Source organism: Methylobacterium sp. J-088 (assembly GCF_022829295.1).
Taxonomy (GTDB): Bacteria; Pseudomonadota; Alphaproteobacteria; order Rhizobiales; family Beijerinckiaceae; genus Methylobacterium.
Genome location: NZ_JAKSYH010000278.1, coordinates 100,084 through 126,324, shown reverse-complemented (window position 1 = coordinate 126,324; position 26,241 = coordinate 100,084). Strand labels below are relative to the sequence as shown.

The 26,241-nt window shown below is 67.8% G+C and carries 24 protein-coding genes; 13 read left to right on the top strand and 11 right to left on the bottom strand.

Translation table 11 applies throughout. The annotated features are described in order from the left end of the window. Nucleotides 1–93 precede the first annotated feature (93 nt). A complete protein-coding gene (locus MKK63_RS30555; protein WP_244008205.1) occupies nucleotides 94–1,140 on the top strand; it encodes a threonine aldolase family protein in 1,047 nt (348 codons plus the stop codon). Between the two features lie 9 nt (nucleotides 1,141–1,149). Here MKK63_RS30555 and MKK63_RS30550 read toward each other — a convergent pair whose 3' ends face one another. After that, nucleotides 1,150–2,337, bottom strand: a complete 1,188-nt coding sequence (locus MKK63_RS30550; protein ID WP_244008204.1) for a DUF1501 domain-containing protein — start codon at nucleotides 2,335–2,337, stop codon at nucleotides 1,150–1,152. Next, nucleotides 2,334–3,863, bottom strand: a complete 1,530-nt coding sequence (locus MKK63_RS30545; RefSeq protein WP_244008203.1) for a DUF1800 domain-containing protein — start codon at nucleotides 3,861–3,863, stop codon at nucleotides 2,334–2,336. Before MKK63_RS30545 ends, MKK63_RS30550 begins: the two co-directional genes overlap by 4 nt. A 179-nt stretch (nucleotides 3,864–4,042) precedes the next feature. Here MKK63_RS30545 and MKK63_RS30540 point away from each other — a divergent pair, with 179 nt between their 5' ends. Next, on the top strand, nucleotides 4,043–5,656 hold the full coding sequence (locus tag MKK63_RS30540; RefSeq protein WP_244008202.1) for a peptide chain release factor 3: 1,614 nt from the start codon (nucleotides 4,043–4,045) through the stop codon (nucleotides 5,654–5,656). A 234-nt stretch (nucleotides 5,657–5,890) separates the two neighbouring features. On the opposite strand, the gene MKK63_RS30535 is transcribed toward MKK63_RS30540, so the two are convergent. Beyond that, nucleotides 5,891–6,349, bottom strand: coding sequence for a response regulator (locus MKK63_RS30535; protein WP_243925574.1), 459 nt, complete (start codon nucleotides 6,347–6,349; stop codon nucleotides 5,891–5,893). An 8-nt stretch (nucleotides 6,350–6,357) separates the two neighbouring features. Continuing rightward, the gene (locus MKK63_RS30530; protein WP_244008255.1) at nucleotides 6,358–6,825 is read right to left on the bottom strand and encodes a BLUF domain-containing protein; all 468 of its coding nucleotides are present in this window, start codon (nucleotides 6,823–6,825) and stop codon (nucleotides 6,358–6,360) included. A gap of 290 nt (nucleotides 6,826–7,115) precedes the next feature. Between MKK63_RS30530 and MKK63_RS30525 the strand changes: the two genes are divergently transcribed. The 5 genes from MKK63_RS30525 (at nucleotide 7,116) to MKK63_RS30505 (ending at nucleotide 12,615) form a co-directional block, all read left to right on the top strand. Next, nucleotides 7,116–8,462, top strand: coding sequence for a flagellar hook protein FlgE (locus MKK63_RS30525; protein WP_244008201.1), 1,347 nt, complete (start codon nucleotides 7,116–7,118; stop codon nucleotides 8,460–8,462). A 31-nt stretch (nucleotides 8,463–8,493) separates the two neighbouring features. Continuing rightward, on the top strand, nucleotides 8,494–10,323 hold the full coding sequence (gene flgK, locus MKK63_RS30520; protein WP_244008200.1) for a flagellar hook-associated protein FlgK: 1,830 nt from the start codon (nucleotides 8,494–8,496) through the stop codon (nucleotides 10,321–10,323). Between the two features lie 2 nt (nucleotides 10,324–10,325). After that, nucleotides 10,326–11,882 carry a flagellin gene (locus MKK63_RS30515; protein ID WP_244008199.1) on the top strand — a complete coding sequence of 519 codons (1,557 nt, stop codon included), beginning with the start codon at nucleotides 10,326–10,328 and terminating at the stop codon, nucleotides 11,880–11,882. A gap of 150 nt (nucleotides 11,883–12,032) precedes the next feature. Then, the gene (locus MKK63_RS30510; RefSeq protein ID WP_244008198.1) at nucleotides 12,033–12,293 is read left to right on the top strand and encodes a hypothetical protein; all 261 of its coding nucleotides are present in this window, start codon (nucleotides 12,033–12,035) and stop codon (nucleotides 12,291–12,293) included. A 1-nt stretch (nucleotide 12,294) separates the two neighbouring features. Then, entirely contained in the window at nucleotides 12,295–12,615 is a 321-nt protein-coding gene (locus tag MKK63_RS30505; protein WP_244008197.1) for a porin, read from the top strand. A 20-nt stretch (nucleotides 12,616–12,635) separates the two neighbouring features. On the opposite strand, the gene MKK63_RS30500 is transcribed toward MKK63_RS30505, so the two are convergent. Genes MKK63_RS30500 through MKK63_RS30490 form a run of 3 tightly spaced genes read right to left on the bottom strand, consistent with a single transcriptional unit; the run spans nucleotide 12,636 to nucleotide 14,603 of the window. Further along, a complete protein-coding gene (locus MKK63_RS30500; protein ID WP_244008196.1) occupies nucleotides 12,636–13,109 on the bottom strand; it encodes a hypothetical protein in 474 nt (157 codons plus the stop codon). Next, nucleotides 13,096–13,440 carry a rod-binding protein gene (locus MKK63_RS30495; protein WP_244008195.1) on the bottom strand — a complete coding sequence of 115 codons (345 nt, stop codon included), beginning with the start codon at nucleotides 13,438–13,440 and terminating at the stop codon, nucleotides 13,096–13,098. Before MKK63_RS30495 ends, MKK63_RS30500 begins: the two co-directional genes overlap by 14 nt. A gap of 26 nt (nucleotides 13,441–13,466) precedes the next feature. Then, on the bottom strand, nucleotides 13,467–14,603 hold the full coding sequence (locus tag MKK63_RS30490; RefSeq protein WP_244008194.1) for a flagellar basal body P-ring protein FlgI: 1,137 nt from the start codon (nucleotides 14,601–14,603) through the stop codon (nucleotides 13,467–13,469). Nucleotides 14,604–14,846: 243 nt separating this feature from the next. Here MKK63_RS30490 and MKK63_RS30485 point away from each other — a divergent pair, with 243 nt between their 5' ends. After that, the gene (locus MKK63_RS30485) at nucleotides 14,847–15,275 is read left to right on the top strand and encodes a flagellar assembly protein FliX (RefSeq protein WP_244008193.1); all 429 of its coding nucleotides are present in this window, start codon (nucleotides 14,847–14,849) and stop codon (nucleotides 15,273–15,275) included. Between the two features lie 102 nt (nucleotides 15,276–15,377). On the opposite strand, the gene MKK63_RS30480 is transcribed toward MKK63_RS30485, so the two are convergent. Beyond that, entirely contained in the window at nucleotides 15,378–16,874 is a 1,497-nt protein-coding gene (locus MKK63_RS30480; RefSeq protein ID WP_244008192.1) for an ATP-binding protein, read from the bottom strand. Between the two features lie 156 nt (nucleotides 16,875–17,030). Between MKK63_RS30480 and MKK63_RS30475 the strand changes: the two genes are divergently transcribed. From MKK63_RS30475 to dksA, 5 genes are all read left to right on the top strand, one after another. Further along, on the top strand, nucleotides 17,031–18,278 hold the full coding sequence (locus MKK63_RS30475) for an Hsp70 family protein (RefSeq protein WP_244008191.1): 1,248 nt from the start codon (nucleotides 17,031–17,033) through the stop codon (nucleotides 18,276–18,278). Nucleotides 18,279–18,914: 636 nt separating this feature from the next. After that, on the top strand, nucleotides 18,915–19,613 hold the full coding sequence (locus MKK63_RS30470) for a haloacid dehalogenase type II (RefSeq protein WP_244008190.1): 699 nt from the start codon (nucleotides 18,915–18,917) through the stop codon (nucleotides 19,611–19,613). A 187-nt stretch (nucleotides 19,614–19,800) separates the two neighbouring features. Next, complete coding sequence (locus tag MKK63_RS30465; RefSeq protein WP_244008189.1) at nucleotides 19,801–21,174, top strand: MBOAT family O-acyltransferase; 1,374 nt, start codon at nucleotides 19,801–19,803, stop codon at nucleotides 21,172–21,174. Between the two features lie 2 nt (nucleotides 21,175–21,176). After that, nucleotides 21,177–22,193: a hypothetical protein gene (locus MKK63_RS30460; protein ID WP_244008188.1), complete on the top strand. Its 1,017-nt coding sequence runs from the start codon at nucleotides 21,177–21,179 to the stop codon at nucleotides 22,191–22,193. A 173-nt stretch (nucleotides 22,194–22,366) separates the two neighbouring features. Further along, nucleotides 22,367–22,786: an RNA polymerase-binding protein DksA gene (gene dksA, locus MKK63_RS30455; protein ID WP_244008187.1), complete on the top strand. Its 420-nt coding sequence runs from the start codon at nucleotides 22,367–22,369 to the stop codon at nucleotides 22,784–22,786. A 318-nt stretch (nucleotides 22,787–23,104) separates the two neighbouring features. Here dksA and MKK63_RS30450 read toward each other — a convergent pair whose 3' ends face one another. From MKK63_RS30450 to MKK63_RS30440, 3 genes are read right to left on the bottom strand one after another with little or no spacing between them, the layout of a single operon-like run. Then, nucleotides 23,105–24,796, bottom strand: coding sequence for a pilus assembly protein TadG-related protein (locus MKK63_RS30450; protein ID WP_244008186.1), 1,692 nt, complete (start codon nucleotides 24,794–24,796; stop codon nucleotides 23,105–23,107). 37 nt (nucleotides 24,797–24,833) lie between these two features. After that, entirely contained in the window at nucleotides 24,834–25,481 is a 648-nt protein-coding gene (locus tag MKK63_RS30445) for a TadE/TadG family type IV pilus assembly protein (protein WP_244008185.1), read from the bottom strand. Then, nucleotides 25,475–26,107 carry a TadE/TadG family type IV pilus assembly protein gene (locus tag MKK63_RS30440; protein ID WP_409564578.1) on the bottom strand — a complete coding sequence of 211 codons (633 nt, stop codon included), beginning with the start codon at nucleotides 26,105–26,107 and terminating at the stop codon, nucleotides 25,475–25,477. Before MKK63_RS30440 ends, MKK63_RS30445 begins: the two co-directional genes overlap by 7 nt. Nucleotides 26,108–26,241: the final 134 nt, after the last annotated feature.

Sequence of the window (26,241 nt, the reverse complement as noted above, 5' to 3'; positions counted from 1 at the left end):
CCCACGCCTTGACGGGGCTATTACACCAAGCGCGCACCAGTTCCAACCTGTTCGCACGATCGATCTTCGGCGCCGGCGTGATAGGTTGCCGACATGAGACACGACGACTCGCAGCAATTCGCCAGCGACAACTATTCCGGCATCTGCCCTGAGGCGTGGGCGGCCATGGAGGCGGCCAATCGCGGCCACGCCCCGGCCTATGGCGAGGATGCCTGGACGAAGCGCGCGGCGGACGCGTTCCGCACCCTGTTCGAGATCGACTGCGAGGTGTTCTTCGCGTTCAACGGCACCGCGGCGAACGCCCTGGCGCTCGCCGCGCTGTGCCAATCCTACCACAGCGTGATCTGCGCCGATTCGGCTCATGTCGAGACCGACGAGTGCGGCGCGCCGGAATTCTTCTCCAACGGCTCGAAGCTGCTCACCGTCCGCACCGAGGGCGGCAAGCTCACCCCGGAGGCGATCCGCGGGCTCGCCACCAACCGCAGCGACATCCACTTCCCCCGGCCCCGGGTCGTGACGGTCACGCAGCCCACCGAGACGGGACAGGTCTACACGCTGGCCGAGCTGCGCGCGCTGTCTGCCACCTGCCGGGAGTTGGGGCTTGCCCTGCACATGGACGGTTCGCGCTTCGCCAATGCCTGCGCGAGCCTCGGTTGCAGCCCCGCCGACATGACGTGGCGGTCGGGCATCGACGTCCTATGCTTCGGCGGCACCAAGAACGGCATGCATGCCGGCGAGGCTGTGGTGTTCTTCGACCGGAAGCTCGCCGAGGATTTTGGGTATCGCTGCAAGCAGGCCGGCCAGCTCGCTTCCAAGATGCGCTTCTTTGCAGCGCCCTGGGTCGGCATGCTGGAGAGCGGTGCTTGGCTGCGGAACGCGGCCCACGGCAATGCCTGCGCCCAGCGTTTCTCCGAGGCGGTTGCTGGCCTTCCGGGGGTACGGGCGCTGTTTCCCGTGGAGGCCAACGCCGTGTTCCTGACGATGCCACCCGCCACCATGGAGGGCCTGCGCACCCGGGGCTGGCGGTTCTACACGTTCATCGGCGGCGGGGCGCGCTTCATGTTCGCCTGGGACGCCGAGCTCGATCGGATCGATCAGCTGATCGGTGATCTGCGCACGCTGTCGGCTGCGGCCGCCTGAAGCCGGCCATTATAGCAGCGCCAGATCCGCCGGGTCCGCGCTCGGGAAGATCCGGCGCAGGCTCGCCTGATCGAGGCCGTAGAGACGCCGGAACAGGCCGCCGAGCAGGCCGCGATAGTTGCTCAGGACCGGATAGTCCCGGTTCTGGAACAGGTTGGCCTCATCGGCCCGCACCTGCGGACCCGCGATCCGGCCGCCCCGGACGCCGCCGCCGAGGATCCAGTAGGCACTGCCATGGCCATGGTCGGTCCCGCGGTTGCCGTTCTCCCGGAAGGTGCGGCCGAACTCCGACAGGACCACCACCACGGTATCGGACCAGCCGGGCCCGATCTCCTCGACGAAGCCGGCCAGGCCGCGCCCCAGCTCGCCCAGCCGGTCGGCGAGGTAGCCGTTGCCGGCCCCCTGGTTCACGTGCGTGTCCCAGCCGCCGACATCCACGAAGCCGAGGTTGAACGAGTCGCGCATCAGGCGGCCGATGCGCCGGGCCGACAGCTCGAACCCCTTCGGCGAGACCGCGCCGCGGTCCGCCTGCGCCGCGTGGTCGGAGATCGAGCGGTAGACCTCGTCGCGCACCCGGAAGCCTTCGCTGACGGCCCCGGCGAGCTTGGTCCCGCTGTACATGGCGGCGATGAGCCTGGCCTGCCGGTCGTCGATGCCGGGCTTGCCGACGCCGTTGATGGCGATGTTCGGCACCGTCTCGCCGCCCCGGAAAATCAACGGCATCTGATCGGTGAAGGCGATCGGCCGGACCCGGGTCAGCTCGGCGGCGAGCCGCGCCATGAAGCCGGAATTGTAATCGCGCACAGCCCCGATGGTCTGGCCCATCTCGATCGTGTCCTGCGTCTCGAAATGGCTGCGCGTCAGGTCGTCCGTGCCCGCAAAGGGCACGAAGGCCGCTTGCCCCTTGGCGAAAAGGGGCAGGATCGTCTCGCGCAGAGCCGGATGCAGGCTCCAGTCGGCGTCGAGCACCAGGGCGGCCTTGGGATCGGCGGCGTCGGGCTTGGCGATGGCAAGGTTCGGGCGCGACCGATAGTAAAAATCGCTGCCGGTGGGGATCACCACGTTGGCGGCGTCGTAGGCACCGCGCAGGAACACCACGAGGAGACGTGCATCGGCCTTCGGAGCTGCCCAGACGCGTCCCGCCACCGTGGACAAGCCGAGCGCCGCCGAGGCGCGGATCAGGTCGCGACGGTTCATCGCATGAACTCCGGCGAGGCGAGGTAGAGCGTGTTCCAGTCCTGGGGCGAGACCGCCTGCGCGAGCGCTGCCCGCGTCGGGGCCGAGAGGGTGCCCGACACGGCCGCGAAGTAGAACCCGTTGGCGAGAACCGGGAAGGCCGGCTGCTCGGGCTGGTCAGGTGTCGGCGGCTTGAACAGTCCGGCCGAGCTGGAGCCGATCTGGCGGGCGATCTCGAAGCGGGTCGCGAGCTGCCCCGGTCCGTTCCAGGCCGCGGAATCGAGCGGGTAGCCGTCGGGCGTCGAGCGGTTGAACAGACCCTCGCCGAGCCGGTTCAGCCAGCCCAGCATCGGGCCGGCATTGAGGATCACGCGCTGGTCGTAGGCCATGCGCACGGCCGAGAAGACGTAGCGCACCGGATCCTTGAAGGCGCCACCGCGCTCGGCCGCGAAGGCCGGCTCGCGCACCAAAACCTCCATCACGGCCGCGATGTCGCCGTCCGTGCGGGTGAAGGTGGCGGCGAGCCGGGCCACCAGCCCGTCGTCCGGGGTCTGCCCGAGGATGTAAGCCGCGAGCGCCCGTGAGACGTTCGTGGCGGTGGCGGGATTGTGGGCGATGAGGTTCACCGCCTCCTCGACCTCCGGCCAGCCGCGGCCCTGAATCGCTGCGCCGAGGAAGACCTTGTCGCCGTAATCGTGGCGGTTCGGGTTGAACTCGAACAGCCCGTCGCGGCGGAAGTCGGCGGCGTGCTCGGGCCGGAGTTTGGGATCCTCGGGCTTCAGATCGATGCCGACCCCCGTCAGGATCCGCGCCAGCGCCTCCACGTCGGCCTGACTGTAGCCGGAGCCGACACCCATCGTGTGCAGCTCCATGATCTCCCGGGCGTAGTTCTCGTTGATGCGGCCGGCGGCGTTGTCGGCATTGTCGAGGTAGCGCAGCATCGCCGGGTGGCGCAGGCTCGCCATCAGCAGGTCGCGGAAGCGCCCGAGCGCGTGCGGGCGGATCGCGGTGTCGAGATAGTCGCCCACGGCAGCGCGCAGCGTCGCCTTGCCCTGGTGCACGTTGAACCGGTTGAACCAGAACCACGTCAGCCGCTCGCGCAGCTGGTCCGGACTGTAGAGGGCGCGCAGCACCCAGGCGGAGGCGGCGTTCCGGGCCGCATTGTTCAGCACCGCTTGGAACGCCTGCTGCCCGGCCTTCTTGGCCTCGGGGTCTTGGATGTCCTTGAAGGCCTTCGCCTGGGCGTCGAGCGCCTGGGTCCGCTCGAACAGGCTTCCCGGCGGGGTCAGCGCATCCACGGCGGCCTGCGCCTCCGGCGGCAGCCGCGTCTCGGCGAGCGGATGGAGCTGTCCGTGCAGCCAGCGCGCGCGCCCCTCGGCCTCGAGCTGCGCGAAGGCGGAGGGCGTGGCACCCCAGGTCAGCGCGTCGAGGAAGGCGGCATCCGCTGCCGCGGAGGAAGCGGGCGAGCCGGCCGCCTGCGGCCCGGGCCCCGCAAAGGACACGAGCAGGGCGGCGATCAAGAGACAGAGTGGTGCGGCGCGTGACATGGCAGCCTCGCGGGTCGTGAATCGGCTTACGGAGCCTGTTGCCGGGCTCCTGTACGGTCCCTGAAGGGACGCCCCGATGAGCCCCGCGTCTTTGCCAATATCGGGGCGTGCCGCTACACGATCCCGAGACCGCGCCCGACGCGCACCCTCACGTTCCGCCGATCCAGAGCGTTCGCTCCATGCTGATGCAGACCAAGACCGAGGCGAGGCCGGCCGATCCGGTGGCGCGGCGGCGCACCTTCGCGATCATCTCCCACCCGGATGCGGGCAAGACCACGCTCACCGAGAAACTGCTGCTGTTCGGGGGCGCGATCCAGCTCGCCGGCGAGGTGAAGGCCAAGCGCAACCGGGTCTCGACCCGATCCGACTGGATGGGCATCGAGAAGGAGCGCGGCATCTCGGTGGTCACCTCGGTGATGACCTTCGAGTACGGCGACTGCGTCTTCAACCTCCTCGACACGCCTGGCCACGAGGACTTCTCGGAGGACACCTACCGCACCCTGACGGCCGTCGATTCGGCCGTGATGGTGATCGACGCCGCCAAGGGCATCGAGGCCCGCACGCGAAAGCTGTTCGAGGTCTGCCGCCTGCGCGACATCCCGATCGTCACCTTCATCAACAAGCTCGACCGCGAGTCCCGCGACCCGTTCGAGCTGCTGGACGAGATCGAGAAGACCCTGGCGCTCGACGTCGCCCCGGTCACGTGGCCGATCGGGACGGGCCGCAACTTCTCCGGGACCTACGAGCTCGGCGGCAACCGCGTACGCCGCCTCGATGCCGCCGAGGATGCCGGGATGGTCACGGTCTCCGGACCGGGCGACCCCCTGTTCGACGCGTTGCTCACCGAGAACGGCGCGGCGGATACGTGGCGCGAGGAGGTGGAACTCGCCGAGGGCGGGCTGAAGCCCTTCGACCTCGACGCGTTCCGGGAAGGCCACCTGACGCCGGTGTTCTTCGGCTCGGCGCTGCGCAATTTCGGCGTGCGCGACCTGATCGACGGGCTGGCCAAGGTGGCGCCCCCGCCCCGGGGTCAGGATGCCGACAAGCGCCTCGTGGAGCCGACCGAGCCGCGCATGACCGGCTTCGTGTTCAAGATCCAGGCGAACATGGACCCCAACCACCGGGACCGGATCGCGTTCATGCGGGTCTGCTCGGGCAAGCTCAACCGGGGCATGAAGGCCCGGCTGGTGCGCACCGGTAAGCCGATCTCGCTCTCGGCCCCGCAATTCTTCTTCGCGCAGGACCGGGCCATCGCCGACGAGGCCTATGCGGGCGACGTGGTCGGCATCCCCAACCACGGCACGCTGCGGATCGGCGATACGCTGACGGAGGGCGAGGATATCGTGTTCCGCGGGGTGCCGAGTTTTGCCCCCGAGATCCTGCGCCGGATCAAGCTCACCGACGCCATGAAGGCGAAGAAGCTGCGCGAGGCGCTCCAGCAGATGGGCGAGGAGGGCGTCGTCCAGGTGTTCGTGCCGCAGGACGGCAGCCAGGCGATCGTCGGCGTGGTCGGCGCGCTCCAGCTCGACGTGTTGAAGGAGCGGCTCCAGGCCGAGTACGGCCTGCCGGTAGATTACGAGACCTCGCGGTTCTCGGTCTGCCGCTGGATCGAATCGGATTCCGAGGTCGAACTCGACAAGTTCATCGACACGCACGGCTCGGCCATGGCCAAGGACCTCGACGGGGCACCGGTCTTCATGGCGACCACGGCGTTCTCGCTCCGCTATGAGGAGGAGCGCTACCCGGCCGTACGCTTCACCGATGTGAAGGATTATCAGAAGCGGGAGGCGTGAGGCGGAGGGACGGGCGCAACCGCCGCGGGTCTCCCTTCCCCCTCTGCGGGGGAGGGTGGGCCGGCCGTCAGGCCGGGTCGGGAGAGGTGAACCCGGTTTCCGGAAGGCACGCGGCCTTCATGAAAGCTCATGCGCTGTTCTGCACCGTCGCTCCCCTCTCCCGACCCCCTTCGGGGGCCACCCTCCCCCGCAAAGGGGAAGGGGGAGCGTGTCGCTGGGCCGGACGGCTTGGCCTCAGAACTTCCCGAGCATCGGGAATTCCACGCTCAAGCTCGATTCCGCCGCCATTGGCGCCTCGCGCTTGCGCGGTTTGCGGTTGAGCACCTGCTTCAGCTTCGTCTTCAGAACCGCCATGTCGAACGGTTTGAGGATGAAGGCGTCCGCCCCCGCTTGGTGGGCGAGGTTGATGTCCTCGAAGTCGAAGGACGATTCGGTGAGCATGAACGGCGTGTTCATCAGCGCGTCGTCGGCGCGGATCTCGCGCAGCAGGCTGAGCCCGTCCATCGGTTCCATATCGAGATCGGAGATCACCAGGGCGTAGCGGCGCTGGCGCAGACGCTCCAGGGCCTCCGGCGCACTGGTGACGCCCTCGACATCCGGGAAACCGATCCGGGTCATCAGCATGATGATCAGCCGGAGAAGTTTCTCCTGATCATCGACGATGAGGATCGGGGGCGTATCGCTCTCGGACATCGCGCTGCTCAGACGAAGAGATGATCGATGCCCTGGCGGGACATCGTGTCGGATTGCAGAGACAGGCACAGCCCGTGGATCGCGGAGGCCTTCGGCGTGCCGCGCTGGAGCATCGGCAGCAGGTTGGCCTTGGCGAACAGCGTCTCGTTCCCGGGCGTGCGCTGCGCGCTCTTGAAGGAGTGAACGAACTCGCGCTTGGCGATCTCACGCCATTCACTGATCTGCACATCCCGATGGCGGCTGTCGGCGTTGACCCGGTCGAAGGTCTCGTGGACGGACGAGCGCTCGCCCTCGATGACCTGGCAGGCGAAGTTCCCCTCGATCACGAGGAAACTCGTGATGACCGCGAACTCGTTCTTCTTCTGGGCGATGCGGCCGATATCGCCGATCTGCTCCGACCGCTTCGCCGCGTCCGACGACAGGTTCAGGCGCGAGAAGTAGATGATGTGGACGAGGCTCGTCCGTTTCGCCCGCATGATCCCGAGACCTGAAATCCCCACCGGTTCGGCGCTTCCGGGCAGGTCGCGCCGCACCCGATCCTGGCCGAAGGCGAGTCTCGCATGAGTCCGGATAACGCGTCGTAAACGAGGGCTGGCGGCCATCACGGGCCTGCTGGGCAGGATTTGCCGGCTCCGGCTGTCCGGCCTGCCAAGGCTGCCGGGTCGCTCCGCGACGGACTCAGTGTTTTCAACGGCTTAGCCCTGGCACAGCGGTTGCGGCCGATTGGGGCTGCGGGCCGTGCCGGCGCGCATCGGGATCGCTCGCCATGGATCTTTTCTCAGCCCTGCAGACCTCGGTCTCCGGATTGCAGGCGCAATCCTACGCCATCAGCAACATCTCCGGGAACATCGCGAACTCGCAGACGACCGGGTTCAAGCGCGTCGACACCAGCTTCGTCGACCTGATGAACGAATCGACGCCCAAGCGTGAAACCTCCGGTTCCGTCCTGGCGCAGTCGCAGCTGACCAACACGCTGGCGGGCAACATCGTCGCGACCACCGTGCCGACCAACATGGCCATCAGCGGCACGGGTTTCTTCACGGTGGTGCAGAAGACCGGCGACGCGAACGGCGCTTCGACGCTGGGCGGCACGACCATGTACACCCGCCGGGGCGACTTCTCGCAGGACAAGGACGGCTACCTGGTCAACGGAGCCGGCGGATACCTGACCGGCACGAATCTCGACCCGAAAACCGGCCAGGTGGTCAGCACGGGTCCCGTCCAGCTCAGCAGCGTCTCGCTCCCAGCTCAGGCGACGACCACGATCACTTACGCCGCCAACCTGCCGGCGACGCCCGCGACCGCCAACTACGCCGCCACGAAGGACGACACCTTCAATGGCGCGGCGGGAGCCTCGGTCACTGCGGCCAACGCTCCGGATTTCGTCAGCAAGAGCATCTCCGGCCCCTCCGTCACGGCCTACACGGCGACCGGCGCGCCGCTGACCTTGAGCACGCGGTGGGCGAAGATGAAGGATGCCGACCCGGCCAGCAACACCCCGGCGACGTGGAATCTCTTCTACGCGTCCGACCCGACCGTCTCGGCAACCGCGACCGCTTGGCAGAATGTCGGGACGGACTTCACGTTCGACTCCACCGGCAAGATGCTGACGCCGACCGCCAATCCTGTCCCCCTCGGCGCAATCAGCATCGGCGATTACACGTTTCCAAGTGTCAGCATGAACATCGGAGCCGGCAACCTGACGCAGTACTCGGATACGAGCGGTGCCGTCACGACGAACAAGCTGACCCAGGACGGCAATTCCGCCGGCACCCTGACGAGCGTCGATGTCGGCAGCGACGGCAAGGTCAACGGCACGTTTTCCAACGGGTCGGTGGCGGCGATCGCCACGGTGGGCATCGCTCAGTTCGCCAATCCGGACGGTCTGAAGGGCGACACGAGCGGCAACTATCTCCAGACGGTCGATTCCGGTCCGCCGCTCACCGGGCTCAACGGCAGCACGATTTCAGGAGCGAGCATCGAGCAATCCAACACCGACATTGCGACCGAATTCTCTAAGATGATCGTAACCCAGCAGGCCTATTCTGCGAACACGCGGGTCATGTCGACGGCTCAGACGATGATGTCTGATCTGCTCAACGTGATCCGCTGAGTGTTGAGCGCCGGGCCGCGGAGGGTGTGAGATGTCGCTGAATGCGCTTTCGACCGCCACCGCGGGGCTGGCCGCCACACAGGCGGCGATCAACGTCGTCTCGCAGAACGTAGCCAATGCGGGGACGGCGGGCTACGTCAAGCGGACAATCTCGACGGTCTCCACCGGCCCCAACAATTCCGGGGTCGCGGCCGGGCAGATCACGCGCAGCTTCGACGCTGCGGCGCTCAACCAGCTGCGGCTGGAGACGTCGGGCGCCGCCTACACCAGCACCAAGGCCGGAATCACCACGCAGCTCGATGCCCTGTACGGCACACCGGGCACCGCGACGTCGCTCGACGGCACGCTGAACACCTTCACCGAGTCGTTGCAGGAGCTGGCCGCGAGCCCGACCTCCGCGGCGGCGCGCACGACGGTCCTCGGCAACGCATCGGCGCTGGCCAGCCAGATCAACAGCGCCGCCGATACGGTGCAGTCCCTGCGCAGCGGGATCGAGGCGCAACTCGGCTCCGATACGAGCGCGGCGGGCGCGCTGTTGACCAGCATCGCGAACCTGAACACGAAGATCCAGAACACCTCCGACGGCGCCTCGATCGCCGATCTGCAGGACCAGCGCGATCAGGCGGTCACGAGCTTGTCGAGCTACATGGACGTCAAGACCACCCCGCAGCGCGACGGGACGATCTCGGTCATCACCCAGTCCGGCGTGACGCTGGTCGACCGCGGATCCGCGGCTTCCCTGAGCTTCGACGGCCGCGGTACCCTGAACGCCACGTCGACCTACGCGACCGATCCGAACCAGCGCTCGGTCGGGACCATCACCGCCACACTGCCGGGCGGTGGCATCATCGACCTCGGCGCACCGAATGTGCTGCGCTCCGGCAGCCTCGCGGCCGAGTTCGAGCTGCGCGACCAGACCCTGCCGCAGGCCCAGCGCCAGCTCGACGACCTTGCGGCGGGTCTCGCCACCGCGCTGACCAACAAGCAGGTCACGGCGACCCAGGGGGCGGGCAATTCCGCCGCGATCGACCTGACCGGCCTCCAGGCCGGCAACACCCTGATCATCCCCGCCAACGCGAACAGCACGGGCCGGAACATCATCCTGGTCGCGTCCAATGATGCATCGCCGATCACGGCGAGCCAGACCGCCGATGCCAACGCCCTGGTGGCGAAGATCCGGATCCCGGTGGATCCGAACCAGGTTAGCGCGGCGCTGAGCGCTTTCGATCCCACTCTGTCGGCGTCCGGCACCGGCGCGGCGATCACCCTCACGAGTTCGGCCGCCTCACCGCAGGTCACCGGTACGGCGAGCATCACCGTCCCGACCTCGGCGGATCCCGCGTCGGGCTATCCGCAGATCGCGCTGTTCGTCGACGGCACGGGCAACACCCTCTATACGGGCTCGCTCGACGGTGGATCGAAGCTCGCGGGGCTCGCCCAGCGCCTCACCATCAACAAGAACATCTCCGCCAACACGGCGTTCTTGACGGCGACGAGCGCCACGGACCCGACCGCGACCGGCAAGCGCGCACAGATCCTGTTCTCGGCCCTGACCTCCACGGCGATGACCTTCTCGTCGGCGAGCGGGATCGGCGGGGTCTCGGCACCCTACAGCGCCACCGTGGCGGGCTTCGCACAGGACATCATCGCGACGCAGGGCGCGGCTTCCGCGAACGCGAACGCGATCGACGCGACGCAGCAGACCGCGCTCTCCACGGCGCAGGCCCGGTTCTCCTCCGCGGCGGGGGTCAACATCGACCAGGAGATGTCGAACCTGATCGCCCTTCAGACCGCCTACGGTGCCAACGCCCGCGTGCTCTCCGCAGCCCGCGACATGCTCAACCAGCTGCTGCAGATCTGATCATGACGACGATCACGCCCTTCGCGGCCGGCTCCTACATCACGGCCCGCAACGCCTCGCACCTGACGGCGCTGAAGAACCAGCTGAACGACCTGTCGAATCAGGTCTCCAGCGGAAAGGTGGCGACGACCTATGGCGGCCTCGGCTCCGGGCGTTCGACGGCGCTCTCCGCGCAGGCGACGCTCAGCGCGCTCACCGGCTACGCCGCCGGCATCGGCATCGCCCAGACGCGCACGAATCTCGCGGTCACCAGCCTGACGCAGGTCGCGACGATCGGGACGAGCGCCCGGGACGCGCTCAACAACGGCCTCCAGAGTGCCGCGGCCACCACCGTTGCCGGTCGCGCGACCGCACTGTCGGACCTGCAGACCGCCCTCGACACGCTCAACCAGTCGGCCGCGGGCAACTATCTGTTCGGCGGCGGCAATGCGACCACCCAGCCGGTGGTCGATGGGACCACGATCCTCAACGGATCGACCAACAGCGACGGGACCAAGAAGCTCGGCCTGCAGGGCTACATCGCCGACCAGGTGGCGGCGGATCTCGGATCGGGGATGGGGCGGCTGACGGTCTCGTCCGCCGGCAACAACCCGGTGGTGGTCTCGGAGCCGAACGACGCGACCCGCGGGACCTTCGGATTCACCCTGGGCAATGCCTCGTCGTCGACGACCGCGATCACCGCCGCCCCCGTGACTGGAACATCCGGCACGCCGGGCTCGGTCAGCTTCAACGTGACCGGTCAGCCGGCCGTCGGCGACAGCGTCACGGTTACGCTGCAGATGCACGACGGGACCTCGACGACTCTGACGCTCACCGCAGTCGGCGGAACGACGGAAACGTCTTCCACGGGGACGGGGGCGACCTTCACGATTGGCGCAAGTCCGGCCGCTACCGCCGACAGCCTCAACGGGGCCTTGCAGAACGCCCTGAAGGCCGCTGCCGGAACCACCCTGGCGGCCAGCTCGACGGCGACCGCCGCGCAGAACTTCTTCACAGGCTCGGCGAACAAGCCTGTCTATCCCCCGCGCATCGCCGACCCAAGCGGCACGCCGAGCTACGTCGCTGGAACGAAGGACAGCACCGTCCTCTGGTATCAGGGCGAGGATTCCGGCACCCCGGCGATCGACACGCAATCGGTCCAGATCAGCGCGAGCGCCAGCGTCGGCACCGGCGCACGGGCCAACGATGCCTCGATCCAGAAGGTGCTGACCGGCCTCGCCACGATGGCGTACGCCCTGCCGGCCACGACCAGCGGCGACGTCAACACGGCCTATCAGGCCGTAGTCGATCGGGCCGGACAGCTCCTCACCTCCGCGTATACCAGCCCCAGCGTTCAAGATACTGTCACCCAGCTCTCGCTCGCGTCCGCGCGTCTGACCAATGCGGGCACGACCAACGCGGCCACCCAGAACACCGTCCAGAATACCATCGACGGAATCGAGCAGGCCCCGACCGAGGAAGTCGTTGCCAAACTCCTCGACGTCCAAAACCGGCTTCAGGCGAGCTACCAGATCACCGCCACGCTCTCGAAGCTCTCGCTCGTCAACTACATCAGCTGAGGACCTCCGGCAGCCGATGCGCTGTCGCGCACGTCTGAGGTGAAGCGGATCTCGATCGACCGCCGCGATCATAGTCTTGCCGCTTTCCCGCAGTGAACCGTGGGGTGCGGATACGTTTTGGCGACGCCGCCGATGTGAGGAGAGGTTCGCATGGCGTTGTCCGAACCTGTCGAACGCGTTCGCCGGCTTGGTCCCACGCCGGATGTCGGCGCCCTCGTCATGATCGAGCAGGCGATCGATCTGTACGCCGCTGGCTACACTCATTTGGACGAACGCCGTATCGCCCTCGATATTCTCCTGCGTGATCTCGCACGGCTGCGCACCATCGAGCCGGATCTCGATGTCTTCATCGCTCAGGTTGAAAGCTATATCGATTCCCTACACTGCCAGTTGACGCGACAGGCCGCCTGAGATGCCGGAAAAGCTTCTGCCGCCCTCTCTCCTGGCAGCCCTCCTCCTGAGCTTCCCCGCCTTCGCCGCCGAGCTGCAGAAGGCGCCCGTGGCGCCTGGGCCGGTGCCATGCCCGTCGAAGGGGCAAGGTTTCGTGCGTTTGCCGGGCAGCGACAGCTGCGTGCGCATCTCCGGCCGGGTGACCGCCGGGACGGATTTACGCGTCGGGCACGCTCCGGCGATGGCGCCGCTCGTCGCGGGTCGCCTCGCGATCGACAATCGCGCCGACACGGATCTGGGCGAGGTTCGGACCTACGTGCGGATCGGCAACGGCCGCCGCTGACCGCCCCGTTCGCGGGTGTCCTACAGGTTCCGGGACAGGACCAGGGGCCCGCTGCGCACGCCGCGTCCATAAGGGGAGGGCGCCTGAGCCTGGCGGCCGTAGGTCGCGGGCAGCTGCGCGCGGCCGATCTCCTCGGCCAGGGATTTGATCAGACTCTCCGACACCGTCCGGGCGCTGTCGAGCACGGTCTGGTTCGCTTCCACGGCGGCGGTGAACTGCCGGTGCGCTACGCGCAGACGCTCGACGCCCTCGGGATGGAAGCGCTTCAGCGCCACGGCGTTCGCCTTGGCGACTTCGAGCCCCTGCATGTAGGCAGCGGCCAGCGCCGCTTTCGGCTCGGACGCCGCGATCCCCTCCCGCAGCCGCCCGGCGCGGACGTGGTCCGCTTCCTCGGCCAGCACAGCCTCGAGCGACGCCATGATGCCGAGCACGCCTGCGACCAGCGCCTCCGCGGTCACGCGATCTGCGACGCGCAATGGCTCAGCCTTGTGCATGGGTCGCTCCATCGCTCGCTGCTCCCTGCATCTTCATGATCTCACGGAAGATCGAATCGGCAATGCCGACGCCGCCGCTCTTCACGATCTGTCCCGCGTATTCCTTGGTCAGCATCGAACGGTAGACGCCGCCGCCCGTGCCGTTCTCGCCGAGCGGGCCGTCGGTCCCCTGGGACTGGGTCAACCGGTCGAGGCTCGATTCGAGGAACATCGACTCGAACTCGGTCGCGGTCTTCCAGGCCTTGGCCTTGCTGGCGGGGCCGATGCGGCCATCCGCTGCGGTGCCGAGGCTCGCGGCTGCGTTGGCCGTGATGGTGGTGTCTTGCAGCATGATCGTACCCTCCACTGACGATATCGTCACATCAGCTCGATCTCGGCCTGCAGGGCGCCGGCCGCCTTGATGGCCTGCAGGATCGAGATCAGGTCGCGGGGGCCGACGCCCAGTGCGTTCAGCCCATCGACCAGTTCGCGCAGGCTCACGCCTTCCTTGACCAGGGCCAGCTTGTTGCCCTCGCCGGTATCGACCTTCACGCCGGTCCGCGGCACCACGGTGGTGCGGCCGTTGGAGAGTGGGGCCGGCTGGCTCACCTGCGGCTGCTCGGTGATGGTGATGGTCAGGTTGCCCTGCGCGATCGCCACCGTGGAGACGTGGACGTCGCGGCCCATCACGATGATGCCGGAGCGCTCGTCGACGATCACCCGCGCCGTTTGATCGGGCTCGACCTTCAACTGCTCCACCTCGGTGATCAGGCGGATCATGTTGCCGTTGTACCGGGCCGGGATCTGGATCGTCACGGTGGCCGGGTCGGTGGGCTCGGCGGTGTCGGCGCCCATGAAATCGTTGATCGCCGCCGCGATCCGCTTCGAGGTCGTGAAATCGGGATTGCGCAGCGACAGGCGCAGGGCTTTTGCGTCGTTCAGCTTGAAGGCGATCTCGCGCTCGATATTGGCGCCGTTGGAGATGCGTCCGTTGGTCGGCACGCCCCGGGTGATCTTGGCGGCGGCGCCCTCCGCGGCGAAACCCGCGATCGCCACCGAGCCCTGAGCCAGGGCGTAGACCTCGCCGTCGGCGCCGAGCAGCGGCGTCACCAGCAGCGTACCGCCCTGGAGCGACTTGGCATCGCCGAGCGAGGAGACGGTCACGTCGATCCGGGTGCCCTGCGCGGAGAAGGGCGGCAGGCTCGCCGTCACCATGACGGCGGCGAGGTTCTGGGTCCGCATCGTGGCGCCGCGGGTGTTGACGCCGAGCCGCTCCAGCATCGCCTGGAGGGATTGCTTGGTGAACGGAATGTTGTTGAGCGTATCGCCGGTGCCGTTGAGGCCGACCACGATGCCGTAGCCGACGAGCTGATTCTGGCGCACGCCCTCGATGGAGGCGAGGTCCTTCACCCGCGACAGGGCAAGCGCCGGGCCCGACAGGGCGCCGAGCAGAAGCGCACCGGCGACGAGGCCGAGCAGGACTTGCAGGAGACTGATCGCGGGGCGCGGGCGCATGCCGAGGGTTTCACGGGTGAACGGACCTGCCGTCCTCCTGCCAGCGCCGTGCCACGAACGGCCAGCCGCCAAGCGTCTCGGAACGTTGTGTTTTCGCAGCCAGCCGCGATAGCGGTGGGTGCCCGGAGCAGGCACCGGACCTGCCTACCCGGCAGCTTCTGCCGGCTCGTTTACCGGCGCTTAACCCCGTGGGCCGAGTTTCCGGTGTGGCGCAGGGGCGCCGGGAGCACCGCGAACCGGATCATGCGCGTCGAGACTCGCCAGCCGATCCAGAGCGCAGGCGGCGTCGCAGCCCCCCGGCGGCCCGAAGGCAGCACCGGCTTCAGCCTCGACGCGGCTTCGACCCCGACCTCGGGCGCTAACGCTCCGGCAGCCACAATGTCGCTGGCCGGGCTCGACGCGGTCCTGCTGCTTCAAACCGAGAGCGAAACCCCGCAGGAGCGGCGCCGCCGCTCGGCCAAGCGCGGCCAGGATCTGCTCGACGGCCTCGACCGGTTGAAGGCGGCGCTGCTCGGTGGCCGGGTCGCGCCGCAGGACCTGCGCGCGATCGCGGGCCGGCTGGCCGAGCGGTCGGGTCCCTCGGGCGATCCGCGGCTCGATGGCCTCATGGCCGAGATCGAGTTGCGGGCGGCGGTGGAACTCGCCAAACTTGAAACGCGCCGGAGCGTCTGACTAGAGCCGTGCCCGATCGCGTTGCAATCGAGCACGGCTCGAAGCCCTTGTTCTGGCGCGCTCTCTTACGCCGAACCGGAATCCACTACGGCGGAGAGCGCTCTAACCCGCCCGCCGCTTCGGCCCGGTCGGCAGCAATTGCGGTTCGCCCGGCCCGGTCTCCACGCCGAGATCCGGCACCGCGATGATCGGCGCACCACGCAGGTCCTTGCGGGTGACGATCGCGCCGCGTTCCTCTAGATAGGCCAGCATCCGCCGGGCCCGGCCGCCCGAGCTGGTACCGTAGGCTTCCGCCAGCATCGTGTCGGTGGGGCAGGGCGCGCCCTCGATCGCCGCCCGGGCCACCACCAGGAACAGCCCGGCCAAATCGTCCGGCAGGCCGGCCGCGATCTCCTGCGCCCGCGCCCAGCCGGAATCGTCGGCGACCGCGCCCCCGGCCTCGGCCCGGGCCACCGCGAGACGCCGCTTGAACTCGGGCAGGCCCATCGTTTCGCCGCGCAGGCGCCGGATCCGGCAGCGGACCGTGAAGTCCTGATAGAGCGTCGCGGGCGTGCAGGCGGCGGCGTCCGCATCGGCCAGGACCGAGCCCAGCACCTCGGCGAGCGCGGCCTCCCGCGCCTCCGGGTCCATCGGTTCCTCGTCGGGCTCCTCGGCGGGCGCCGGCGGCCGATAGTTCGCCAGCTGGACGAGCACGTCCGGCGTTGGCGCGGGACGCGGCTTCGGGCGCGGCGCGAGCGGCACCATGCTGTCCTGAGGGCTCGCCGTCAGGATGAGCGCACGGGCATCCTCCGTCGCCTCCGGCAGCGGCACGAGGACCGGCGAGGAACTCCGGCTTATTGTGACGGTCGGCCCGACCGCGATCGTGAGCGGGCGGCGCGACAGCGCTGGCCCTAAAGCCACGAAATGCCCCCGCGGCAGATCGCGGAACGTCTCGGCCTGGCGGCGTTCGAGGCCGAGGAGGTCGGCGGCGCGGGCCATGTCGATGTCGAGGAAGGTCCGGCCCATCAGGAAGTTCGAGGCCTCGGCCGCGACGTTCTTGGCAAGCTTGGCCAGCCGCTGCGTGGCGATGATCCCGGCCAGACCGCGCTTGCGCCCACGGCACATCAGGTTGGTCATCGCTCCGAGCGACAGACGCCGTGCCTCGTCCGAGACCTCACCGGCCGCCGCGGGTGCGAAGAGCTGCGCTTCATCCACCGCCACCAGCATCGGGTACCAATGGTCGCGGTCCGCGTCGAACAGGCCGCCGAGGAACGCGGCTGCGGCGCGCATCTGCCCGTCGGCGTCGAGATTCTCCAGCGACAGAACCACCGAGACCCGGTGGGTGCGCACCCGGGCGGCGATCCGCTGCAGCGCGACATCGTCGCCGTCGGCCTCCACCACGACGTGGCCGTAGCTGTCGGCGAGGCTCGCGAAATCGCCCTCGGGATCGATGATCGCCTGCTGCACGAGGCCTGCGCTCTGTTCCAGCAGGCGCCGCAGCAGGTGCGACTTGCCGGAGCCCGAATTGCCCTGGACCAGGAGCCGCGTGGCGAGCAGTTCGGTGAGGTCGAGGAGCGCGCGGCGCTCGCCGGTCAGGCCGAGATCGATGTCGGAACGCATGGCGCCTCATAGCATGCCGGCGGCGGCTGCGGGCGGTCTGCTGGCATCTGTCCACTCTTCCCGCGATACCAGCCCCGCCGTTTCGGGCCTGGACCGCAACGCTCCGGCCCTGTTACGGCGACGCCCCTCCCAGACAGAACCCGGATCCAGGACACGATGGCGGCCTGCGGCCTCGATTTCGGCACGTCGAACACCACCCTCGGGCATGTCGGCCCGGGAGGACCCATCCTGCTACCGCTGGAGGGCGCGCACCGGACGATCCCGAGCGCGATCTTCTTCGAACTCGGCGCGGAGCCGGTGATCGGCAGGGCCGCTACGGCAGCCTACGTGGAGGGCCTGTCCGGGCGGCTGATGCGGGGTCTCAAATCCGTGCTCGGCACGCCGCTGATGGATGAGGCCACCCCGGTCGGCCGCCAGCGCCTGCGCCTGCGCGACATCATCGCGCGCTATCTCACGGAGGTGAAGGCGCGGGCCGAGGCGGCCTGTGGCGCGACCCTCGACAGCGTGGTCCACGGCCGCCCGGTTCATTTCGTGGACGGAGACGCGGAGGCCGACCGCCGCGCCGAGGACACGCTTCGTGAGATCGCCCGCGAGGTTGGGTTCCGAGAAGTGTCGTTCCAGTACGAGCCGATCGCGGCCGCCCTCGACTACGAGCGGCAGGTCGAGGCGGAGGAAATCGCCCTAGTGGCCGATATCGGCGGCGGCACCTCGGATTTCTCCATCGTGCGCCTGTCGCCGGAGCGCAGGGGCCGGGTGGACCGGGCCGGCGATATCCTGGCCAATGACGGTGTGCGGATCGGCGGTACCGATTTCGACCGGCAGCTCAGCCTCGCCACCGTGATGCCGCTGCTCGGCCTCGGCAGCCCGATGCGCCGCGCCGACCTCGCCGTGCCGAACGCCTATTATCACGACCTCGCCACGTGGTCGGCGATCAACCGGCTCTACAACGCGAAGACCCTGCGCGAGATCGACGAGGTGATCCGCGACTGCGCACGGCCCGACCTCGTGACGCGGCTGCATGCGGCGGTGGAGGGCGAGCGCGGTCATGCCCTGGCGGGGGCGGTGGAAGGCGCCAAGATCGCGGCCTCCGAACAGGGCGCCGCGGAACTCGACCTCGGTCTCGTGGAGCGCGGGCTCGCGGCCCGGGTCGATCGCGGGACGCTCGCTGTCCAGACGGGCGACCTCGCCCGTTCGGTCGCCGCACGCATCGGCCGCTGCCTCGCCCAGGCCGAGCTGGCGCCGGAGCGGATTGATGCCCTGTTTCTCACCGGAGGCTCCACGGGCCTGCCGCATCTGCGCGCCGCGCTGACAACTGCGCTGCCGGCGGCCCGGGTGGTGGAGGGTGACATCTTCGGTTCGGTTGGGCTGGGGCTGACCATCGAGGCCGCGCGCCGCGGAGGGTGACTCGCGGGGGCTCGATGGCGCTGCCGGCCTTGCGATCGGGGCGAAGCAACCCGGGGTGAGCGCGTGGCGTGTGTTTGGTGGGTTGCGCTGAGGCCAGGATCGATTCGGCAGGACCATGCGAGGGGCTGCTTCCGACCCAACTTGGAGCGAAGCCCGATCGCGTTGCACACGGTACACGACAGTGACGCCACCGTCGCCGAACAGGGCGCGGGTCCCCTCTCCCGTGCGGGAGAGGTCTGCTTTCGCAGAAAGCCGGGTGAGGGATGAGACCTGTCCGGACGAGGCGCACCCTGTCAGCGCCTTGACGGTGCGCGCGATCCTGAACCGTCTCGACCCTCACCCCAACCCTCTCCCGCACGGGAGAGGGGGCATGTCGCGCTTGCCACCCGTGTTGGCAGACGCGTGTCGGGTACCGTGCGCGCGGCAATCGAGTCCCACGCGAAGCCTTTGTTTGTGCGCGCTCTCTTGCGCCGAACCAGTGTCCACTTCGGCGGAGAGCGCTCCAGTCCCCCGAACTACCGTCCGTGCTTCCCTCAAGCGGTCGCCTGTGAGCACTGGAGCAACTTTGGCTCGGGGTTTGGAACCGGACTTTGCGGACAGGGATAGTTCGCTGAGGGCCGCCCGGTGAGACCGATCATGCTGCAACTGCAACCCGTGCCGACCATCATCACGTTCGACTGCTACGGCACCCTCGTTCAGTGGCATGCCGCCGTCCGGTCCGCCGCCCGCGCGATCCTCGCCGGCCGCGTAACGCAGGCCGAAGCGGAAGACCGATCACCCACGCTGGCTGACCGGCTGCGCAGCGCAGCAGTCGAGCGCCAGCAGCACCCGCCCTACTGCGACTACAAGTCTGTTCTGCGGTCCGCCCTCGCGGTCGCGCTCGCCGAGGCCGGTCATACAGCGACGCCCGAGGATGAGGGAACGCTGCTCTCGACCCTCGGTCGGATCGAGCCGCATCCCGACGTCCCGGCTGCGCTCACGCGCTTGCGCGCGCGCTACCGGCTCGCGATCATCAGCAACACCGACGACGACCTGATCGCCGGCTCCATCGCGGCAATCGGGGTGCCGATCGATTTCGTCATCACGGCCCAGCAGGCCCGCGCCTACAAGCCCGACCACCGGCTTTTTCTTCACGCCTACGAGATCATGGGCGTGACGAAGCAGGAAACCGTGCACGTCGGCATGGGACAGTTCACCGACCTCAAGGTCTGTCACGAACTCGGCATCCGCTCCGTATGGATCGACCGTGCAGGCGAGCCGCCGAACCCGAACTGGCCGCCGGACGCCGCGTTGAACGACCTTGCGGGTTTGCCCGACCTACTGTCGGTCGCCTAGACGGTTTCCAAAGCGCTCTCTGCCGAAGCAGCTACCGGTTCGGCGCAAGAGCCCGCTTGTAGGCCCGCACGCGGTCACGAGCGGATGACACTCGCGATTGACGGGCCGCCCACGATCCCCGACAAGGCGGGCCCTTCCGCTCAGGACAACGGCGGCCCATTCGGGCTCCTCCGCGCCGCCTCGCCCGATGCTGTTCAACTCCTTCGTCTTCCTCCTCGCCTTCCTGCCGGCCGCCCTGATCCTGCACGCGCTGGTAGCGCGGGTCGCGCCGGCGTGGCGGCTGCCGCTCCTCGTCGGCCTGTCCTTCGTGTTCTACGGCTGGTGGGACATCCGCTTCGTTCCGCTGCTCGCCGGCTCGATCCTCGCGAACTGGTGCGTCGCCCGCACCTATCGCCGCTGGCCCGGGCGCTGGCTGATCCCGGCGGCCATCGCGGCCAATCTCGCGCTGCTCGGCGTGTTCAAGTATTTCGATTTCGCGGCCGATCTCGCCAACCTGATCCCGGGCCTGGAGGCGCCGCGGCTCGGGCTCGCCCTACCGCTCGGCATCTCGTTCTTCACCTTCCACCACATCATGTACCTCGCCGACCTGCGGGCCGGCCGCGCCCCATCCTTCGGGCTGGTGAAATACGCCCTCTACATCGCCTTCTTCCCGCAGGTTCTCGCCGGCCCGCTCGTGCGCTGGAGCGAGATCATGCACCAGTTCGACGCCGCGCCCGACGCGCGGCCGGATGCCGCCGAACGCTTCAGCCGGGGCCTGATGCTGCTCACGGTGGGGTTGGCCAAGAAGGTGTTTCTGGGCGATCCGCTCGCGGCCTACGTGAATCCCGTGTTTCAGGCGGCGGCGGCCGGGAAGGTCGTCACGGTCGCGGAGGCGTGGCAGGCGACGCTCGGCTTCACCTTCCAGATCTATTTCGACTTCTCCGGCTACACCGACATGGCGCTCGGCATCGCCCTGCTGTTCGGGCTGGTCTTGCCGCAGAATTTCGACACGCCCTACCGCGCCACCTCGCTGCGCGACTTCTGGCGGCGCTGGCACATGACCCTGTCGCGGTTCCTACGCGACTACCTCTACGTCCCCCTGGGCGGGAACCGGCACGGGCTGCTTCGGCAGGTCGGGGCGCTCGCCGCCACCATGACGCTGGGCGGCCTCTGGCACGGGGCGGGCCTAACCTTCCTGGCCTGGGGCGCCCTGCACGGGGTCGGACTCGGCACCGGCGTGCTGGCGCGCCGCGCCCGGATCACGATCCCGGCCCCAGTCGGCTGGCTTTTGACCAGCCTGTTCGTGATGCTGACCTGGGTGCTGTTCCGCGCGACGAGTTTCGACGCCGCGCTGATCGTGTTCAAGGGCCTGTTCGGGCTGGCGCCCAAGGGTTCCGGCTTCAAGTGGCGCACCATCGCGGTCGCCGCCCTGGTGGCCACGGTCGGGCCGACCGCCTGGGCTGCCGTCCACCCGCTGCCGCCGCGGCGCCTCCTCGCTTTCGGCTTCGCGCTCCTGTTCGTCCTCGTCCTGCTGAAGATCGGCGACGATGCGAACTACGAGTTCATCTACTTCCAGTTCTGAGCATGGCGGCGACCCCACCCAGCGCGGACCGGGACTGGCAGGGCTTCGCCCGGTTCCTGCTGCTGTCGGTGGCCGGCGTGTTCGTGGCCTATCTGGCGCTGGCGGTGCTGGTCGATCCCTACGATACCGGCCGTTCGACCCTGCTGTCCCGCGGCGCCGTCCGGCCGCAGGGCCCGCGCACCGCCTCGGCCGTCCGCGGGCGCGATCCGGCCTATACCGGTGCGGTGATCGGCAATTCGCACATCCAACTGATCGAGCCGGCGACGCTGACCCGGCTCACCGGCATCCCGTTCGTCCAGCTTTCGGTACCGGCCACCGGTCCCATGGAGCAATTCGCGGTGCTCGATTGGTATCTTCAGCACCACGCCCGGCCCACCGCCCTCGTCCTCTCGGCCGATGCCTTCTGGTGTGCCGACGATCCAGCCTTCCCGAGTGAGCACGGGTTTCCCTACTGGCTGCTCGGTGGCTGGCCTGACTACCTGAACGGCCTTATCCGCTTCCCGGCCGCTCAAGAGACGATCAACCGGCTCGGCTGGCTGTTGAATCCGCGGCATAAGACGGCCGCGGCCGATGGCTGGTGGGACTACGAGCGCAACTACCTCAGCCAGGGCTTCGGCATCGACCCAGCCAAGAAGGCAGCCCTCGAAAAGCCCGCCGGCCCCACGCCGGAGCCGCATCACGGGGGGCCGTTCCCGATCGCCGCCCGGCTGCGGGCCGAACTCGCGCGGATCCCCGCGCGGACGCCGGTGGTGATCGTCTTCCCCCCGGTCTACGCACGCTCGGAACCGCCGGCCGGCAGCCCCCGGGCGGCGGCCGAGGCGGCCTGCCGCGCGGAAGTCCGGGCCGCGCTGTCGGAGCATCCGTCGAGCACGGTGGTAGATTGGCGCGATGGGCGCCCCGAGGCCGGCGATCCCGACCTGTTTTTCGACCAGACGCATTACAGGCTGCCGCTCGCCCGTATCCTCACGACGGACATCGCCGACGCGATTGTTCGCTTGCGGACACGGATGACAGAGTAAAAGGTCTGTACCGTGACCGGATTGCCGCACGCGGCGGTACAGTGGCCGCGCCTTCAAATGCCGAGTCCCGGGCGCGTTGTCGCGATAGACCGCCTCGACTATACGGCACCTCACGTTATCGCCGCGCACCGGCCATCCCCTGGTGGGCGGCTCGATTCCAGCGAGGGTGACGCATGGCGAAGGTGACGCTGGAGGACGGCTACGTCCCGTCCGACGACGAGCCCTTCATGAACGACCGGCAGCGCGAATACTTCCGGCGCAAGCTGCTGAGCTGGAAGACCGATATCCTGCGCGAAGCGCAGGACACCCTGGTCGCACTTCAGAGCGAGAACGAGAATCATCCGGATCTCGCCGACCGCGCCTCGTCGGAGACCGACCGGTCGATTGAGCTGCGGGCGCGGGACCGCCAGCGCAAGCTCACCGGCAAGATCGACGCTGCGCTCGCTCGGCTGGAGGATGGCTCCTACGGCTACTGCGAGGAGACCGGCGAGCCGATCTCCCTGCGCCGCCTCGACGCCAGACCGATCGCCACCCTGTCGCTGGAAGCCCAGGAGCGCCACGAACGGCGCGAGCGGGTCTACCGGGACGATTGAGACTTCGTCCGTCCGTACCGCGGGCCGTCGCCGTTCCTTCGGAGGCGCCCGCTTTTTCCGTTTTGAGCGCTCTCCGACGAAGTGGGCACCGGTTCGGCGCAAGAGAGCGCGTCGCGACGAGAGCTCAGCGCCGCGCACGATTGCAACGCGCACAGGCACGACAGGAACGCCAACTTCGCCGAGTGAGGCGCGAGTCCCCTCTCCCGCATGGGAGAGGGGGCAGGTCGCGCTTGCCGACCCAGGCGGCAGACAAGTGGCGTGTACCGATTGCAACGCGATCGCGCACGGTCTCAAGGCTCGATCAGGAGCCGTCTCGGCTCACTGCGTCAGACGCAGCGCGCCGATGCTCGACTGGATTTTCTGGAAGGCCGCGATCAGGTCGTCTGAGGTGTTGGCGATGAAGAACTGGCTTGCCGAGGAGGCGCAGTTCTTCAGGAGCGTCTGGCCCGCCGCATCGATCGGGTCGGTCGAGACGCTGAATCCGATCGTGTAGATCGAGATGTTGACGGCCTTCGCATTCGTACACGCTGTTGCGGTGAGGGCGTCCAGCGCGCTTCGGGCACTGTTGGTATCCGAGATATTCTGATTTGTGGAAGGTAACCGAGAGTTTGGGGTCTGAGTTTTGGTGTTTTGTGTGTTCGCGTTCTGGAAGTAGCCGGCGGCGAAGTACAGAGATCCGGTCGGCGCATTGGGGTTGACCGTCCAGCTATTCGTACCATCGGTCATCAGGATCATGATCTTGTTAATCGCGCTGGCGTTCGACGAACTCGAAGTTGTCGTGTAGGCCGCGGGCGCGCTCGCGGTCGGGTTTGAGGATGCGTAGCTGGTCGAGAAGACACTGACCGGCGAGAGCGTCCGCCAGCCCCACATGAGGCCCTCGAAGATGTTGGTCGAGCCGAGCGGCGCCATGTTGCCGATAAGCGTCTTCAAGGCGGTCTGATCGCTCGTGAGCGGCAGGAGCGGCTGGGTCGTGCAGCCGAAATTCGGGCCGTTGGGAATGCCGACATAGCTGCTGGACGTCGCGTTGCGCGGACTCGCGTATTTGCACGCCCGGCCTAGGGAGGAATCGTAATCCAGATTCTTATTGATCGGACAATTGCCGATGTTGGAGCTGGTGTCGTCGTCAATGTAGCTGTTGTACGAGTAATACGTGCCAGTGGTGTCGCTGTAGTAACGCCCTGTGCTGCTGGCGTCGCCTGGTTCATCGGGTGCAAAGAGCGGGACGAAATAGGAGTCCTTGTTCCCTGAGGACGGTGCGACGTCCTGAGTATTGAGCGGATAGGACAACATCTCCAGGCACCCGCCCCAGCCCCAGCTGCTCATGCTGCTCGCGCTTTGAAGCTTCGTGAAAATGTCGAACCGGCTCGTGAAGTTGGATCCGCTGGGCTGGAGCACGTTGGTCCAGTGATAGCTCGACTGCCCATTCTGGTCGATCCAGCTGGCGTAGCGGTAGAGGGTCGGGTTGACCGCAACCGCTCCGGCGAACGGCACGATCGAGATCCGGGTTGCGCTGCTGAAGGACGAGTTGGTGTAGACGTAATTGACGAAGTTCGTAGCGGCCTGCTGCACCGCCTGCAGCTTCGACTGGCCGCCGCTCGACTCGGCCATCGACCCCGTATTGTCGAGCACCAGCGCGATCTCGAAGGTCTTGGGGATCGGCGTGGCGCATTGCGACGTGGCGCCCGGGTTGATGCGCGTGGTGCCGGTCAGCTTGCCGAAGAAGGTCGTCGACAGCTTGTGCGCCGACAACGTGATCTGACGCGGGTTGCTGGTGATCGCCAGCGGATCGACGACGAGGTTGGTCGCCCCCATGGCACCGATCATCGTCGTCTGGGCCATGGTGTTCAGGTCGGCCGAGGTCGCGGTCGACGGCGTCTGGCAGAGGAGCAGCGCGGTGGCGTCCGTCGCGGCCTGGAGCTTCGTTTCCAGACGCGTCGCGAAACCGTAATCGATCGCCGCGCCACCGAGCATGAGCATCGGCACGCTCATAAAGGCGAACAGGAGCGCCACGTTGCCGCGACGGTCCCGCACGAGGCGGTGGGGGGCGTTACGGAGTCGAGCCATCGCACGCCGCTGCGTTCGTGCCGGGCAACACCACCTCGGTGTAGATGTTGTTCCCATAGGTCTTGCCGCCCCGCGTTGGCCACGGAACGACGCTGGAGAAGGTGATGGTGCCGTTCACGCCTTTGGCGAGCTTCACCAAGGCGCCTCCGATCATCGGTGCATACGGGATGCTGACCTCGGCGAGGACGTAGCGCATGCCAAGGATCTGATAGCCCGGCGGTACGGTGAGGCCGGTCGCCAGACCGGTGCTGCGCGGCGTGGCGTTGCCGCTGGCATAGCTGGAGCAGACGGTCGGGATCTGGGTCGCGCCCGACAGTCCGACGCCCATCGCGCTGACCACGATCCGCGCATTCGCGGTGTTGAACGGGCGCATCACCGTCGTCGCCGAGGCTAAGATGTCGGTCATCAGGGGCGTGCTGATCGGATTCTTCGTATCGCCCTGCGCGGTCAGATCGGCGACCGTGCGCGCGAGCAGGGTCAGCTTGCGCCACTCGTCCATGGCGTGGGCCAATTCCGTCATGCCGGCCCAGATTGCCAGCAGGAGCGGCAGGATGACGGCGAACTCGACGGCGGCCGTGCCGCGGCGATCGTGCAGCAGATGCTTGGTTCTGCGCGGCCGGCGGCTCAGCATGGGCTCGAACCGTTCGTCTGGTACGGCTCGGTGCGGAACACCGCGGTCGAGATCAGCAGGCTCGATCCGGCGCCGCTGCCTGTCGTGAACTGGCGGGTGTTGAGCCCCATCAGATTGAAGAACGTCGGAAACTGTACGGCCGCCGTGACGATCACGATCGACCCCGGCGCGGCGCAGGCGTAGTTCGTGCCGAATTTCGTGTTCCAGGTGCCGGTCGCGCTGTTGACCGGGATCGACGGGCTCGCGCTTGAGAACGTGCTCGAGGTCGTCACGTCGAGCTTGACGCTCTGGCAATTGAAGATGTTGACGATGGTGGCGTTGGCCGGACCGCACATCGTGGTTTTCAGGGCCGCCAGAAGCTTGGTTGCGTCGGTCTGCCCGGCATTCGCCTGCTGGAACTGACCGGTGAAGATCGTGCGGACGGCGTTCTGCAAGGACCGATCGAAGTTCTGCGTGGCCCAGATCTGGAAGGCAACCTGGAAGATTGCGCCGCACAGGGCAAGGAAGGGTAGGCTCACCAGGGCGAACTCCACCGCGGCGGCACCATCGGCCTCGCCACGGAGGCGTGCCAGATGCCAACCTAACGTTCTGCCTCGATTGAGAAACCTTGTTCTTATGTCCGTCATGCGTCATAAATTACGCAGCAATAGTCTCGTGTATCTTCGTAAGATCGAGCTTTTACCAAAGACTTAATACAATTTCTGGAGTCGGCCCGAATCGAAGCTTATCCCACCGGTTACGGCCCGGTCGCGCCGGCTTG